Consider the following 14,253-nt stretch of genomic DNA (forward strand, 5'->3'; position numbering starts at 1 on the left):
GTTACTCCACATTTGCATCTGGGACGCTGCCGAGCTTTCCGAGCAACTGGAAGCGATCGGCTGCAAACGCGGCGGGCAGCGGCCATTTCACGGCGGCTGGATGCGGCAGCTACCAATTAATTTTTGCAAACTCCGCCATCATGCGGTCACTAAGGTACTCTTCCACGTACATCTGTGGGATGCCATACCGTCGAGCAATTAATGCAAAATCGGGAGCATCTCCACATTGCTCAAGTAGCACTTTTCGTTTGGCATACGGCAAAAGGAACTCCATTGCACCGATCTCAGCGAGCACCTCCGCCGCAACTGGCGAATTAGGATTAGAGTCCTCAATAGAGAAGGACATAGTCGCTTCTTGTACATGGCCATAGATATCCATGTTGCGACACCGCTCCTCATCAAGCAGGACGTGAAACATTTCTTTCGTCAGCACAAAGCGACGCTCCCGCTCCTGAAGTTCAGCAAGCAGATAGATCCCATAACTACCACCCACGAAGGCAGCAAACATCCCGCGTACAACCTTGTCATCCGCAATGACGTCGAGATCATGGATCTCCACTGGTTTCTGCAGATAGTCACGACATACATCAACCATGTCGTCTATGGATCGAGCGCTAGAATCAGGTGCGCGAGCATACAACTCATACTGCTCAATCAACTCTTTAGCCTTTTCTAGGCACCTAATGACATCAATGTCTGTGAGAATCACTCGACTTCCTCATGGAAGGATATGCAAAAAAAAGGGCGCCCCTCGCAGGGCACCCTTTTATAGCACTTATAGGATGCTTACGCAGTGCGTACAGAATCGCCGAACCGCGCCGCCTTGTCAAAACGATTTGCGACCACAGCATCCAACACATCGATCACGTCCAGCACAGCGCCGGTAAGCAGCGGCTTGTGGGTGTGGTCAAAGAAAAACTTCACATCCACGACCCCGCGCTCACGCAGCTTGGCTTCCAGGCCTTGCAGTCGTTCTTTCGCGTTCATGTCGTTCACCATTTGGTTTTCCTGCCCGTTGGAGATGTCTTCAGCGCCACTTATCCCAGTAGCGTCGAGCCGCCTATTATAGCTGACGCCACGCATATACGTCAACCCCTCCTTGAGGCGACGCAATAAGGCGGGAGCCTCAGCTAGCCTAGGCCAGCCTCCTTTCCCTCCACCTTATGTTTCGGACACTACACCAAAAACTTGAGAGAAAAGTGAAGCTATTTGCAGAAAGTAGCCATAGCAGAGCTTGCCACGCTAGCGCTGTGTAGACAGCTGCGCCTGAGAAGGAGTTAAACCTATCAAGCGCTACTAGCGTGTAGACAGTGGGCCCGGAGACGGCAAACCACAATGGGCTGGGCCTGAACTAGAAGAGCTATTCACCCGAAGTTCAGAATCAGGAGGAGCTAACGAACCCAACTCATTGATTAAATAGGAATTCGATATCCCACTGAGCTCTTTCGGATACTAAGACCCTTACACCCCAACCGGATTAGCCTTCTCCGGATCAATCTTGTACTGCTTGATCGCCCGAGCCACATCCTTGCCAGTCATCTTCCCATCCTTCGCCAACGCCGCAATGGCGGCATGCGCGATGTAGTAGCGATCGACCTCGAAGAACCGGCGCAGGTTGGCACGCGTGTCCGAGCGGCCGAAGCCATCCGTGCCCAGCACGGTGTAGTGCATCGGCACGAAGGCGCGGATCTGGTCGGCGAAGGCGCGCACGTAGTCGGTGGCGGCGATGGCCGGGCCCTGGCGGCCTTCCAGCAGTTGGGTGACGAACGGCTTGCGCTGTTCGCCTTCCGGGTGCAGGCGGTTCCAGCGCTCGGCGTCGAAGCCATCGCGGCGCAGTTCGTTGAAGCTGGGGCAGGACCAGATGTCGGCGGTGACGCCGAAATCCTTGTCCAGCAGCTCGGCGGCGGCGATGGCTTCGCGCAGGATGGTGCCCGAGCCCAGCAGCTGCACGCGCAGTTCGCCCTTCTTGGGCTTGCCGGCGTCCTTGAGCAGGTACATGCCCTTGATGATGCCGTCTTCCGCGCCCGCCGGCATTTCCGGGTGGGCGTAGTTCTCGTTCATCAGGGTGATGTAGTAGTACTCGTCCACCTGCTCCTGCATCATCCGCTGGATGCCGTACTGCATGACCACGGTGACTTCGTAGCCGAAGGTGGGGTCGTAGCTGCGCACGTTGGGGATGGAGCCGGCGATGACCTGGCTGAAGCCGTCTTCGTGCTGCAGGCCTTCACCGTTGAGGGTGGTGCGGCCGGCGGTGCCGCCGAGCAGGAAGCCGCGGGTGCGCATGTCCGCCGCCTGCCAGGCGATGTCGCCCACGCGCTGGAAGCCGAACATGGAGTAGTAGATGTAGAACGGCAGCATCGGCACGTTGCTGACCGAGTAGCTGGTGCCGGCGGCCATCCACGAGGAGATCGCGCCCGGCTCGCTGATGCCCTGCTGCAGCACCTGGCCGGACTGGTCCTCGCGGTAGAACATCAGCTGGTCGGCGTCCACCGGCTTGTACTTCTGGCCGAACGGGGCGTAGATGCCGATCTGCCGGAACATGCCTTCCATGCCGAAGGTGCGCGCTTCGTCGGCCACGATCGGGACGATGCGCGGGCCCAGTTCCTTGTCGCGCAGGGCGATGTTGAGGCTCTGCACGAAGGCCATGGTGGTGGAGTAGCTGCGCTCGCCGCTGTCCTTGAGCAGGCGCTCGAACTTGTCCAGGCCCGGGGCCGGGATGGACAGGTCGGCCTTGCGGCGGCGCTGCGGCAGGTAGCCGCCCATCGCGGCACGGCGCTCCTGCAGGTACTGCACTTCCGGCGAGTCCGGGCCGGGGTGATAGAACGGCACCTGCTCGGCGTCGGCCAGTTGCTTGTCGCTCAGCGGGATGTTGAAGCGGTCGCGGAACGCGCGCACGGCGTCGTCGTCCAGCTTCTTGGTCTGGTGGGTGGGGTTCAGCGCTTCGCCGGCCGAACCCATGCCGTAGCCCTTGACGGTCTTGGCCAGGATCACGGTGGGCATGCCCTTGGTGTTCACCGCCTGGTGGTAGGCGGCGTAGACCTTGTGCGGGTCGTGGCCGCCGCGGTTCAGGCGCCAGATGTCGTCGTCGGACAGGCCGGCGACCATGGCCGCGGTCTCCGGGTACTTGCCGAAGAAGTTGGCGCGGGTATAGGCGCCGCCGAAGGCCTTGCAGTTCTGGTACTCGCCGTCGACGGTCTCCATCATCAGCTTCTTGAGGACGCCGTTGGTGTCCTTGGCCAGCAGGGCGTCCCAGTAGCCGCCCCACAGCAGCTTGATGACGTTCCAGCCGCCGCCGCGGAACACGCCTTCCAGCTCCTGGATGATCTTGCCGTTGCCGCGCACCGGGCCGTCCAGGCGCTGCAGGTTGCAGTTGACCACGAAGATGAGGTTGTCCAGGCCTTCGCGGCCGGCCAGGGCGATGGCGCCCAGGGTCTCGGGTTCGTCGCTCTCGCCGTCGCCGATGAAGCACCACACCTTGCGGTCGGACTTCTCGATCAGGCCGCGGTGCTCGAGGTACTTCATGAACTGCGCCTGGTAGATGGCGCTGAGCGGGCCCAGGCCCATCGACACGGTGGGGGTCTGCCAGAAATCCGGCATCAGCCACGGGTGCGGATAGGAGGAGATGCCCTGCCCGTCCACTTCCATGCGGAAGTTGTTGAGCTGGTCTTCGCTGATGCGGCCTTCCAGGAAGGCGCGGGCGTAGATGCCGGGGGAGCTGTGGCCCTGGATGTACAGCAGGTCGCCGGGGTGCTTGTCCGAGGGCGCGCGCCAGAAGTGGTTGAAGCCCACGTCGTACAGGGTGGCGCTGGAGGCGAAGGAGGCGATGTGGCCGCCCAGGTCGCCCGGCTTGCGGTTGGCGCGGACCACGGTGGCCATGGCGTTCCAGCGGATGATCGAGCGGATCTTCCACTCGATGGCCGCGTCGCCCGGGCTCTTGGCCTCGTTGGCGGGGGCGATGGTGTTGACGTACTCGGTGGTCGGCGAGAACGGCAGGTAGGCGCCGGAACGACGGGTCAGCTCGACCATGTCCTCCAGCAGCTGATGCGCGCGCTCGGGGCCTGCGACATCGATGACGGCCTTGAGCGATTCGATCCACTCCTGGGTCTCAGTGGGGTTCGGATCGTTCTGCAGCACCTCGTTCAACCAGTTCATAACGCTCCCGTAGGTCGCACGCACGCGCGCGATGGCATGTGTTTTCTCGAAGCCTGCAAGTGTAGCGCAACCGCTTCCAAGGACCTCGTACGCCAGCGTATGGAACGGACTGTCACATTGGCCCGGGACACGCGGCGGGACAGCCGCCGCGGCCGCTGTGCCGGGCGGCCGCGGCTGCGCTTATGATCGGGCTCCAGGCCCCCGTGGAGCGCCGCCATCGCCGTCGCCTCGTCAGCGCAGGAGCCTTCCGCGGTCGCCTGGCGGCACAGCCTGCGCACGCGGCTGCTGTTGTGGGGCAGCCTGCTGCAGGTGGCGCTGCTACTGGGCCTGGCCCTGCTGTTCTACCTGGGCGCGCGCGAGGTGATGGTGCGCAACGCCCGCGAGGAGGTGGCCGGGCTGACCCAGCAGACCGCGCGCAGCCTGGACGCCACACTGGGTTCGGTGCAGGTGAGCGGGCGCACCCTGGCCGCCGCCGCGAGCGGGCTGGGCCGGCAGCCGTTCAACCTGCGCAACCTGCTGCTGGCCACGCTGCAGGGCGACCCGGACATCGCCGGCGCCTTGCTGGTGATCGAGCCCGGCGCGCTGAAGGACGACGGCCGCGGTTTCGCCTGGCACCTGCGGCGCACCGCTACCGGGGTGCTGGAACAGCCGGTGGAGGCGCTGGGCTTCGACGCGCGCAGCATGCCCTGGTACCGGCGCACCCTGGTCACGCCGGCGCCGTGGTGGTCCGAGCCGTACAGCGATGCCAGCACCGGCGGCGCCTACCTGACCACCTACAACCTGCCGCTGCGCCTGCCCGGCGATGGGCCGCAGGCGCCGGCAGTCGGCATGGTCAGCGTGGACGTGCCGCTGCAGCGGCTGCAGGCCATCGTCGCCGAGCTGCCGGCCAACAGCGGGCTGCAGCCGATGCTGCTGTCGCCGGACGGGCTGTTCGTGCTGCATCCGGACCCGGCGCTGCGCTTCCGCCGCACCCTGGAGGCGCACGTGGCGCGGGCGCGGCCGGACCTGTCGCCGCTGGCGCAGGCGGCCGACACCCACACCGCGGTGCGGTTCGAGCACACCGCGCCGGACGGCACCCGCTACCTCACGCAAAGCGCGGCGGTGGGCGACACCGGCTGGACCTTCGCGCTGAGCGTGTCGGAGGACTACATCCTGGCCGGGCTGGACCGCATCGTGCTGTGGGGCGCGCTGGCCGGCGCCGCCGCGCTGGCGCTGTGGCTGTGGCTGCTGCACCGCTACACGGTGCGGCTGGTGCGGCCGATCGAGGACCTGACCGATGCGGCGCTGCATTTCAGCCGGGGTGCGTTCGACTACCCGCTGCGCCACGTCGAGCGCGCGGACGAGGTGGGGGTGATGGCGCGCGCCTTCGACAGCGCGCGCGGCTCGATCAAGCGCCAGCTGGACGAGATCGCCACCCTGGCGCAGGCGCGGCAGCGCATGCAGAGCGAGCTGTCGATCGCGCGCGACATCCAGCAGGCGATGCTGCCGGGCGGGCGCACCTTCGACAGCGCCCACAAGCATCTGGAGACCTATGCGCTGCTGGAACCGGCGGAGATGGTGGGCGGCGATTTCTACCAGTTCTTCGAGACCGAGCCGGGGCTGCTGTGGTTCGTGGTCGGCGACGTGTCCGACAAGGGCGTGCCGGCGGCGCTGTTCATGGCGCGGGCGATGACCGTGCTGGAGATCGCCGCGCGCCGGCACACGCGCCCGGACGCGATCCTGATCGCGGCCTCGCAGCGGCTGGTGGAAGGCAACGAGCCGTGCATGTTCGCCACCGTGCTGTGCGGGCTGATCGACGTGCACAGCGGCGACTACTGGCTGTCCAGCGCCGGCCACGAGCCGCCGCTGCTGCTCGACGCCGACGGCCGCGCAGAGCTCCTGCCGCTGGAATCGGGCCCGCCGCTGGGGCTGGAGCCGCAATCGCGCTACCCGGTGGTGCATGGGCGCCTGGCCGCCGGCGCCACCCTGCTCAGCTACACCGACGGCATCACCGAGGCGATGGATGCGCAGGACCGGCCCTACGGCGAGGCGCGGCTGCTGGCGGCGCTGCAGCCCGGCGCCGACGCGCAGGCGCAGTGCGCCGCGGTGCTGGCCGACGTGCAGGCGTTCACCGCACCGGCACCACAGTCCGACGACATTACGCTCCTGGCGATCCGGCTGCGCCAGGATCCGGCACGGGAGGCGACGCGATGATGCTGCGATGGCAGATGGAACCGGCAATCGACGCACTGGCGCAGTTGAGCGACAGCGTGGAGGCGGCGCTGCGGCGCCACGGCGTGAGCGGCGAGCAGGTCAGCCGCACCCGGCTGATCGTCGAGGAACTGGCCTGCAACACCCTGGAACACGGCCACCTGCGCCGCGCCCCGCTGCCGGTGGACGTGATCGTGCACCTGCAGCCCGACGCGCTGGTGCTGGAGTTCCACGACAGCGGCCCGGCCTTCGACCCGCGCGACGCGCCGGTGCCGGACCTGGACGCGGACATCGCCGAACGCCCGATCGGCGGCCTCGGCCTGCACCTGGTGCAGCAACTGGCCGATCGCCTGGACTACCGCCACGACGCCGGCCGTAATGTGGTGCGCATCGTGTTGCTGCAACCTGCCGATCCCCCTCTTCAGGAGTCGCCCGCATGACCACGTTGAGCCTGCAGATCGACCCGGCGCAGGACAAGCGCCAACGCCTCACCCTGAGCGGGCGGCTGGACACGCATACGTATCAGGCCCTGGACGAGGCGCTGGCGCCGCTGCTGGCCACGCCGATCACCACGTTGGTGCTGGACCTGTCGCACCTGGACTACATCAGCAGCGCCGGCATCCGCTCGATCTTCAAGGCGCGCAAGGTGCTGGCCGCGCGCGACGGGCGGGTGCTGGTGGTCAATCCGCAACCGCAGATCCGCAAGGTGTTCGACGTGGTCAAGGCGGTGCCATTGAACGAGATCTTCACCTCGGTGCAGGAACTGGACGAGTACCTGGACGAGATGCAGCGGCGGGTGCTGGAGCAGGAGCGCGGTGGCTGAGGTCAGGCGGCGTCTGTGCGGTACGCCCGCAACCGCTGCCTTTTTTCTCGTCGTAGGAGCGGCTTCAGCCGCGACAGGCGTCACCGGTAACGCCCATCGCGGCTGAAGCCGCTCCTACAGGGATGGGCTGGGCATCCTTGTGGGAGGGACTTCAGTCCCGACGACGGAGCGTATCAGTCGGCGTACGGCTTCGCGTGTCGCAGCCGCACGACCGTTGAGTTCCACATGGCCCCTGGCCAGCGCAACCCGAGCAGCTCACGCCCGCAGAACTCCAACACGCACCGCACGCACGCGCAGGACGCAAACGCGCGCTGCCGCCCTGACTGAACCAATCCCACCGCGCTCCAACGCCCGGCCTGCCAGGCGCTTGCCGACCGCCCAACTTCGATATATCGTTTCCGCACTCGATTCGACATATCGAAATGCCACGACCCCACGCCCCCGGCCAGCACCCCGCACACCGCCTGTTCGAGGACGACCGGGCCGGCCGCGGCCGTGGCGCACGCGGGCCGCGCCCGCTCGGCCACGGCGACCTACGGCTGTTGCTGCTGGCGATGATCGAGACCCAGCCGCGCCACGGCTACGAGCTGATCCGCGCGGTCGCCGAACTGTTCCATGGCCTGTACACGCCCAGCGCCGGCACGGTCTACCCGACCCTGGCGCAGTTGGAAGCGCAGGGCCTGGTGCAGGCCGATGCCGACGCCACCCGCAAGCGCTATGCGATCACCGCGGCCGGCCAGGCCTTTGTGCGGGCCGAGCGCGCGCAGGTGGAGGCGGCGCTGCAGCGCACCCACCACAGTGCGCGTGCGCTGGTCCGCGCCAACGTGCCCGCCCCCGTGCGCGAGGCGATGCACCGCATCAAGCACGGCCTGCTGGCGCGGCACGGGCGCTGGGACCCGGACGAGATCGAACGCGTCGCCGCGCTGTTGCATGCCGCCGCCGACGGCATGGATGGCGGCACCTCCTGACTTCCCTTTCCAGCCAGCACGCGGGGGCTTTTATCGTGCCGCCCGCGTCGCCCGCCAATCCCCTCCCCCACTTTCCGAGGATTCCCATGGCGACCCACGAACACCGCCTGCTGCGCCACCCGCTGCGCCTGCGTCATCTGCAGGTGCTGCGCACGCAACCGCTGACCCCGCACATGCGCCGCATCGTCGTCGGCGGCCCCGAACTGGACGGCTTCGTCAGCGCCGGGCCGGACGACCACGTCAAGCTGTTCTTCCCCAATCCCGAAGGCGCGTTCGTGCTGCCGACGATGACCGAGCACGGCCCGGTGTATCCGGCCGACGCGCTGCCCTCGCCCGCCCGCGACTACACCCCACGCCACTACGATGCCGACGCGCAGGAACTGACCCTGGACTTCGTGCTGCACGGCGACGGTCCGGCCTGCCGCTGGGCGGCGCAGGCCGACCCGGGCGATGCGCTGGTGGTCGGCGGGCCGCGCGGCTCGTTCGTGGCCGCCGACGATTTCGACGCCTATGTGCTGATCGGCGACGAGACCGCATTGCCGGCGATCGGGCGCTGGCTGGAAACCCTGCCGGCCGACGCGGAAGTCGACGCGCTGATCGAGATTCCCGGCTACGCCGACCGGCAAGCGCTGGACTGCGACGCCGAGCTGCGCGTGACCTGGCTGGAGCGCAACGGCGTGGACGCGCGCAGCAGCCAGCTGCTGGAAGGTGCGCTGCGCGACTTCGACCCGCCAGATGGCGACGCCTTCTACTGGATCGCCTGCGAATCGGCGCGTGCGCGGATGATGCGCAAGTTCGTCGAAGGCCACCTGGGCGTGCCCAAGGAGTGGATTCGCGCGACGGGGTATTGGAAGGCGGGTGGGGACGCGGCGGAAGACTAAGCGCGTTTCATAACGGCAGGAAGCACACGCGTAAGAGCGTCGGCGCCAGATCACGGCAACGCGGCGCAACAGCCCCTCTCCCACCGGGAGAGGGGTTGGGGTGAGGGTAAGGACGCGCCTGGCACTTCGGGCGCATGTAGCTTCGCCCATGGCATCGCGGTAAGGCCATCGCGGCTGAAGCCGCTCCTACGTGCACCATTCGGCCCTGGTGAGGTTGCCGCGCGCGCACGGCACACAGCGAGATCCCTAAAACGCAAACGCCCGCCGAATGGCGGGCGTTTGCGTTGCGGAGAACGACGGCGCGCGAAGCGCCGTCGCCGCGACTGCGGGCAGGCTTACTTGGCCGCGTTCAAGGTCGCTTCGGTGGTGATGCGGATCTTCACCTCGTCGCTGACGTTCGGCACGTAGGCGCCCAGGCCGAAGTCGCTGCGCTTGACCGTGGTGGTGGCGTCGAAGCCCAGCGCCGGCACCTTCTTCATCGGGTGCGGACCGGCACCGTTGAGGGTCACCGCCAGCACCACCGGCTTGGTCGTGCCCTTGATGGTCAGGTCGCCCGCGACGGTCAGCTTGTTGCCGCCGGCCGAGGTCACCTTGGTGCTCTTGAAGGTGGCGGTCGGGAACTTGGCGGCGTCGAAGAAGTCGCCGCTCTTCAGGTGCTCGTCGAACTTGGCGGTGAAGCTGTTGAGGCCGGACAGCGGCAGGGTCACGTTGACGCTGGACTTGCTCACGTCCTGGGCGTTGTAGACCAGGGTGCCGTCGACGTCGCCGAAGTGCGCGGACGGGTTGGAGAAGCCGAAGTGGCTCCACTGCACCAGCACGTCGGTGTGGGCCGGATCGAGCGTGTAGGTCCCGGAGACGCCCTTGGCGGCGGCAGCGGCGGCGGCCGGGGCGGCGAAGGCGCTGGTGGCGGGCTGGGCGACGACGACGGCCAGGGCCATGGCGAGCGGGAGCAGCAGTTTGCGGGTCTTGGTCATGGTGGAACTCCTTGGAGGGGTGATGGGACGAAACTGCGGCAGGCGCGGGCCTGCGGTGGGACAGGGAAACGGAACGCGCGCGCTCACTCGATGCGCGCGGCCTCGTCGAAACTCAGCCGCGGCAGGCGCGGGAACAGGCCGCTGGGGTCGCCGTAGCCGAGGTTGACCAGGAAGTTGGATTTGATCGCAGTGCCTGCGAAGAACGCGGCATCGACCTTGGCGTTGTCGAAGCCGGACATGGGACCGGCATCCAGGCCCAGCGCACGCGCGGCCAGGATCAGGTAGGCGCCCTGCAGCGAGCCGTTGCGGAACGCGCCTTCGCTGCGGCCTTCGCGCGGGCCGTCGAACCAGCTCTTGGCATCGGTGTGCGGGAACAGGTACGGCAGCTTCTCGTGGAAATCCTCGTCGTGGGCGACGATCACCGTGACCGGCGCGGCGAGAGTCTTGGCCAGGTTGCCTTCGGACAGCGCCGGCTTGAGCTTTTCCTTGGCCTGCGGCGAGGTGACGAAGACGAAGCGTGCCGGGCTGCCGTTGGCCGCGGTCGGGCCCCACTTCACCAGGTCGTAGAGGGCGCGCAGGGTGGCTTCGTCGACCGGCTTGTCCAGGAACGCGTTCTGGGTGCGCGCGGTGCGGAACAACTGGTCGAGGGCGGCGTCGTGCAAGGCGTCGGACATGGAGGAAGTTCCTTGATCGAGGGAAGCGCCAGGATGCCGGTGGGGCCGTCCCGATGCGAGGCGGCCAGTGTAGAGTGGCGCGATTGTCGCAACACCCGGCCGCGATGCAACGGATTACTACCAAACGTGAAACGATCGGACGCGACCTGGGCGATTAGCGATGGCCGCGCCGGCAACGCCCGCCAGGCCGAGGCGCTGGCCGCCGCGTTGGCGCTTCCGACCGCGGCACCGATCCAGGCGCAGGTGTTGCAACCGCACATGCCGTGGCGCTGGTTGGCACCACGTTGGCTGCCCGGCGCGCAGCAGGCGTACGGCGCGACGTTCGCCGCAGCATTGCGGCAGCCGCCGCCGCTCGCCGTGGGCTGCGGCCGCCAGGCGGCGCTGGCGACGCGGTTGCTGCGCGCATGCGGCAGCCAGGTGGTGCAGATCCTGGATCCGCGGCTGGATCCGCGGCACTGGGACATGGTGGTGGTGCCGGAACACGATCGCCTGCGCGGCCCCAATGTGCTGACCCTGCTCGGCAGCCTGCATCCGATCGACGATGCCTGGCTGGCCGCAGGACGCGCCGCGTTTCCTGCACTGGGCGCGCTGCCCTCGCCGCGTGTCGGACTGTTGGTCGGTGGTCCGTCGAGCCTGGCACCGTGGAGCGAGGCGCAGGCACACACCACCTTCGCCGACATCGCTGCGCAGTTGCGCACGCATGGCGGCAGCATTCTCGCCAGCGCATCGCGGCGCACGCCGCCCGCGGTGGCCGCAGCCTTGCGCCGCACGTTCGCGGATGTGCCGGGCATGGTGTGGTGCGGTGTGGACGATGGCGCCAATCCCTATGCCGGCCTGCTCGGCTGGGCCGAGCGTCTCGCCTGCACGCCGGATTCGGTGAATCTGCTGTCGGAAGCCTGCGCCACGCGCGTGCCGGTGCAGGTGCTGATGCCGGAGACGGCGCGTGGCCGCGCCCTGGCGTTCCATCGCGCCTTGCAGGCGCGTGGACGCCTGCTTCCGGCGAACGATGCCGGCGACGCGTACGCCGCCGGCATCGCACCGTTGCGCGAAACCGCGCGGGTGGCCGCGCTGATCCGCGACCGTCTGGCGCTGGCCTGATCGGCCGCCGCGCCGGTGTCGCTGCCACGACACCGGCACGGCAACCGGGCCCAACGCGTCACATCACGCTGTGTCAGGGGTTGCTCGGCGAGCGCGGCACGCCCGCCGGCGCCGCATCCAGCGCGCCGATCAGCAGCCGCACCACCGGCGTGCCCACGCCGACCGTGTAGTTGTACTTGCCCTTGATCGGCTGGTTGTTGTCGACCACGCCGTTGTAGCCGGGGATGCCGCGATGCAGCGCCTCCGGACCATTGGCAGCCAGGCGGTACAGGTAGTCGTTGAGATTGCCCTGGCGGCCCTGCTTCTCCACCAGCAGCGCGACCGCGCTGGCAAACTCCGGCGCGGCGACGCTGGTGCCGATCACCGCCGAGAGGTTGCCCTTGAAGTAGGTGGCCACCGAGCTATCGCCGTCGCGGCAGGGCTGGGTCGCGGTCGTCGGGCAGCCGCCGACCAGCATGCCGATGTCCGGCAGCGCGCGCATGGACGTGCGCGTGCCGCCGAGCGCACGCAACTGGTAGGCAGGGCGCTGGAACAGCGTGCTGACGCCACCGCCGGCACCCCAGTAGCCGCCGGCCAGGTTCGCGCCGATGCCGTAGTAGTCGGCGGTGTCCAGCGGATCGCCGTAGGCGCTTTCGCTCTTGTAGCCCGACTCCAGGCTGCCCTTCTTGTAGGCGGTGAGCAGGTTGCCGCCGCCGACCGCGGTCACGTTCGGGCTGGCTGCCGGGTGTTCGACACCCGGAATGAAGTGGCCGTCCTTGCCGTCGACCAGGTACTGCGTGTCGGCGCAGCCCAGGCCGGCGTTGTCGCCGCTGGAGGCGACGAAGGTGATGCCCTGCGCATTGCCCTGCTTGAACACCGCTTCGTAGGGACGCAGCAGCGGGGTGAAATCCTTGCCGCCGTTGTAGGCCGCGGTGTAGTACAGCTCGCAGACGCCGAACGAGGCGCTGACCACGTCGGCCTGGTTGTCCTGCACGATCTGCCGGTAGCCGGCCAGCACGGAGGCGTCGCTCAGATCGGGGATCACGTACAGCAGCACGTGCGCACCGGGCGCGCCGCCGAGCGCCATCTGCACGTCGAGCGCGGCCTCGCCGCCCGCGGCGTCGTTGCCGTCCTGCAGGCCCGGCTTGGCGCCGGCCACGTAGTGGCGCGCGTACAGGGCCGGGTCGGCATGGTTGGCGGCGTAGCGGCTGAAGCTCTCGTGGTCGAACATCGCCTTGATGTCCGAGTCCAGCACGTCGCTGCTGATCAGGATGGCGATGGTGCTGCCGGTGCCATCAAGCCGGCGTTGCCCGCCCGCCGCGCCGGTGGTGGCCTGGTAGGACGGATAGCCGTAGGCCTGCTTGAGGTCGTTGTACCAGTAGGTGGTGCCGCCGGCGCCGTAGCGGTTGGCGGGATTCTTGACGGCCGACCGCTGCCAGTTGACGTGCATCGCCGGCGCGCCGCGGGTCAGGCCGGTCACCGTCGCCCCGGTGTCGCGCAGCGCGGCCGGCAACTGCAACGGCGCGGCCGCGGCGAGGCGGGCCTGGGTCCCCTGCTGCACCTCGGCGGTCAACGGCACCGCGAACAGCCGCTCGACGTTGTCCGCGCTCGCACTGACATGCAGGGTGGCGCCCTGCTCGACGACGTTCATGTGCGCGGCCTGCAATGCGGCGCGCACCTGCGCGATCTGCGTCGGCGCCGGCGCGAAGCGGCGCTGGAACTCGGCCGGCGTCAGCCAGTGGTGGTACTGCGGCGAGACCGGATCCTGGATGTCGGCCAGCAGGGCGTCCAACCCGGCCTGGTCGCGCAAGGGCAGGTGCACGTCGAAGGTGACCGGCGCACTGCGCAGGGTGGCGGTCATCGCCGCGATGGAGGCGTCGGGCGCGGCATTGGCGGTGCCGAGCGAGCACAGCAGGGAAGCGGACAACACGGCAGCCAGCAAGGGCCGACGGCGGATGCGATCAAGCATGGGCGTCTCTCCGGGGGTAGAGCGAGTGGACGAGGCCGTGGCGGCCTCGCGGTGGGAAATCGATGGCCCCTCTCTGCTCGGGAGAAGGGTTGGGGCGAGGGTGCGGCGCGCGACGTACGCGCGTGGTTCGTTGCTGCGAGGCTGCGCCCGGACCCTCATCCGCCCCTGCGGGGCACCTTCTCCCGAGGGGAGAAGGGAGAAGCCGTAGCCCCTCTCCCATCGGGAGAGGGGTTGGGGTGAGGGTACGGCGCGCGTAGCGCATGCGTGATGCGTTGCTGCGAGGCTGCGCCCGACTCTCATCCGCCCCTGCGGGGCACCTTCTCCCGGGGGGAGAAGGGAGAAGCCAAAGCCCCTCTCCCACCGGGAGAGGGGTTGGGGTGAGGGTACGGCGCGCGTAGCGCACACGTGGTTCGTTGCTGCGAGGCTGCGCCCGACCCTCATCCCGACACAGCCGGGCACCTTAACCCGGGCCGAGAATGGAGAAGCCGTAGCCCCTCTCCCACCGGGAGAGGGGTGGGGGTGAGGGGGTGGCGTGCGGTGTGGGG

At 68.0% G+C, this 14,253-nt stretch carries 12 protein-coding genes; 6 read left to right on the forward strand and 6 right to left on the reverse strand.

The window, feature by feature from the left end:
• Positions 1-109: 109 nt before the first annotated feature.
• The 3 genes from J7357_RS15920 to aceE all read right to left on the reverse strand — a co-directional run bounded on the left by J7357_RS15920 (position 110) and on the right by aceE (position 4,152).
• Positions 110-709: an ImmA/IrrE family metallo-endopeptidase gene (locus tag J7357_RS15920; protein WP_209247927.1), complete on the reverse strand. Its 600-nt coding sequence runs from the start codon at positions 707-709 to the stop codon at positions 110-112.
• A gap of 77 nt (positions 710-786) precedes the next feature.
• Positions 787-999 (reverse strand): hypothetical protein, encoded by a 213-nt coding sequence (locus J7357_RS15925; protein WP_209247929.1) that lies wholly within the window; start codon positions 997-999, stop codon positions 787-789.
• A gap of 462 nt (positions 1,000-1,461) precedes the next feature.
• Positions 1,462-4,152 carry a pyruvate dehydrogenase (acetyl-transferring), homodimeric type gene (aceE, locus tag J7357_RS15930; protein WP_209247931.1) on the reverse strand — a complete coding sequence of 897 codons (2,691 nt, stop codon included), beginning with the start codon at positions 4,150-4,152 and terminating at the stop codon, positions 1,462-1,464.
• Between the two features lie 216 nt (positions 4,153-4,368).
• On the opposite strand from aceE, the gene J7357_RS15935 reads away from it, so the two are divergent.
• From J7357_RS15935 to J7357_RS15955, 5 genes are all read left to right on the forward strand, one after another.
• Positions 4,369-6,345 (forward strand): SpoIIE family protein phosphatase, encoded by a 1,977-nt coding sequence (locus J7357_RS15935; protein WP_209247991.1) that lies wholly within the window; start codon positions 4,369-4,371, stop codon positions 6,343-6,345.
• Complete coding sequence (locus tag J7357_RS15940; RefSeq protein ID WP_017911337.1) at positions 6,342-6,782, forward strand: ATP-binding protein; 441 nt, start codon at positions 6,342-6,344, stop codon at positions 6,780-6,782. The genes J7357_RS15935 and J7357_RS15940 overlap by 4 nt, the downstream gene beginning before the upstream one ends.
• Positions 6,779-7,165, forward strand: coding sequence for an STAS domain-containing protein (locus tag J7357_RS15945; RefSeq protein WP_010340145.1), 387 nt, complete (start codon positions 6,779-6,781; stop codon positions 7,163-7,165). Before J7357_RS15940 ends, J7357_RS15945 begins: the two co-directional genes overlap by 4 nt.
• Before the next feature lie 422 nt (positions 7,166-7,587).
• Positions 7,588-8,133, forward strand: a complete 546-nt coding sequence (locus tag J7357_RS15950; protein ID WP_244667571.1) for a PadR family transcriptional regulator — start codon at positions 7,588-7,590, stop codon at positions 8,131-8,133.
• An 86-nt stretch (positions 8,134-8,219) separates the two neighbouring features.
• On the forward strand, positions 8,220-9,014 hold the full coding sequence (locus J7357_RS15955; protein ID WP_209247933.1) for a siderophore-interacting protein: 795 nt from the start codon (positions 8,220-8,222) through the stop codon (positions 9,012-9,014).
• A 335-nt stretch (positions 9,015-9,349) separates the two neighbouring features.
• Here J7357_RS15955 and J7357_RS15960 read toward each other — a convergent pair whose 3' ends face one another.
• Together J7357_RS15960 and J7357_RS15965 are read right to left on the reverse strand one after the other, a co-directional pair.
• Positions 9,350-9,988, reverse strand: coding sequence for a YceI family protein (locus J7357_RS15960; RefSeq protein WP_209247935.1), 639 nt, complete (start codon positions 9,986-9,988; stop codon positions 9,350-9,352).
• An 83-nt stretch (positions 9,989-10,071) separates the two neighbouring features.
• Complete coding sequence (locus J7357_RS15965) at positions 10,072-10,662, reverse strand: malonic semialdehyde reductase (protein WP_010343089.1); 591 nt, start codon at positions 10,660-10,662, stop codon at positions 10,072-10,074.
• A 126-nt stretch (positions 10,663-10,788) separates the two neighbouring features.
• On the opposite strand from J7357_RS15965, the gene J7357_RS15970 reads away from it, so the two are divergent.
• Positions 10,789-11,760 (forward strand): mitochondrial fission ELM1 family protein, encoded by a 972-nt coding sequence (locus tag J7357_RS15970; protein ID WP_209247937.1) that lies wholly within the window; start codon positions 10,789-10,791, stop codon positions 11,758-11,760.
• A 73-nt stretch (positions 11,761-11,833) separates the two neighbouring features.
• On the opposite strand, the gene J7357_RS15975 is transcribed toward J7357_RS15970, so the two are convergent.
• On the reverse strand, positions 11,834-13,708 hold the full coding sequence (locus tag J7357_RS15975; RefSeq protein ID WP_209247939.1) for a S53 family peptidase: 1,875 nt from the start codon (positions 13,706-13,708) through the stop codon (positions 11,834-11,836).
• Positions 13,709-14,253 lie beyond the last annotated feature (545 nt).

Origin of the sequence: Xanthomonas sp. D-109 (assembly GCF_017746095.1) — a bacterium.
GTDB classification, from domain to species: domain Bacteria; phylum Pseudomonadota; class Gammaproteobacteria; order Xanthomonadales; family Xanthomonadaceae; genus Xanthomonas_A; species Xanthomonas_A sacchari.

Excerpts from the sequence above, each read along its gene's own strand:
- J7357_RS15925 (WP_209247929.1), bottom strand. The coding sequence starts at position 999 with ATGGTGAACGACATGAACGCGAAAGAACGACTGCAAGGCCTGGAAGCC.
- aceE (WP_209247931.1), bottom strand. The coding sequence starts at position 4,152 with ATGAACTGGTTGAACGAGGTGCTGCAGAACGATCCGAACCCCACTGAG.
- J7357_RS15940 (WP_017911337.1), top strand. The coding sequence starts at position 6,342 with ATGATGCTGCGATGGCAGATGGAACCGGCAATCGACGCACTGGCGCAG.
- J7357_RS15945 (WP_010340145.1), top strand. The coding sequence starts at position 6,779 with ATGACCACGTTGAGCCTGCAGATCGACCCGGCGCAGGACAAGCGCCAA.
- J7357_RS15950 (WP_244667571.1), top strand. The coding sequence starts at position 7,588 with ATGCCACGACCCCACGCCCCCGGCCAGCACCCCGCACACCGCCTGTTC.
- J7357_RS15955 (WP_209247933.1), top strand. The coding sequence starts at position 8,220 with ATGGCGACCCACGAACACCGCCTGCTGCGCCACCCGCTGCGCCTGCGT.
- J7357_RS15960 (WP_209247935.1), bottom strand. The coding sequence starts at position 9,988 with ATGACCAAGACCCGCAAACTGCTGCTCCCGCTCGCCATGGCCCTGGCC.
- J7357_RS15965 (WP_010343089.1), bottom strand. The coding sequence starts at position 10,662 with ATGTCCGACGCCTTGCACGACGCCGCCCTCGACCAGTTGTTCCGCACC.
- J7357_RS15975 (WP_209247939.1), bottom strand. The coding sequence starts at position 13,708 with ATGCTTGATCGCATCCGCCGTCGGCCCTTGCTGGCTGCCGTGTTGTCC.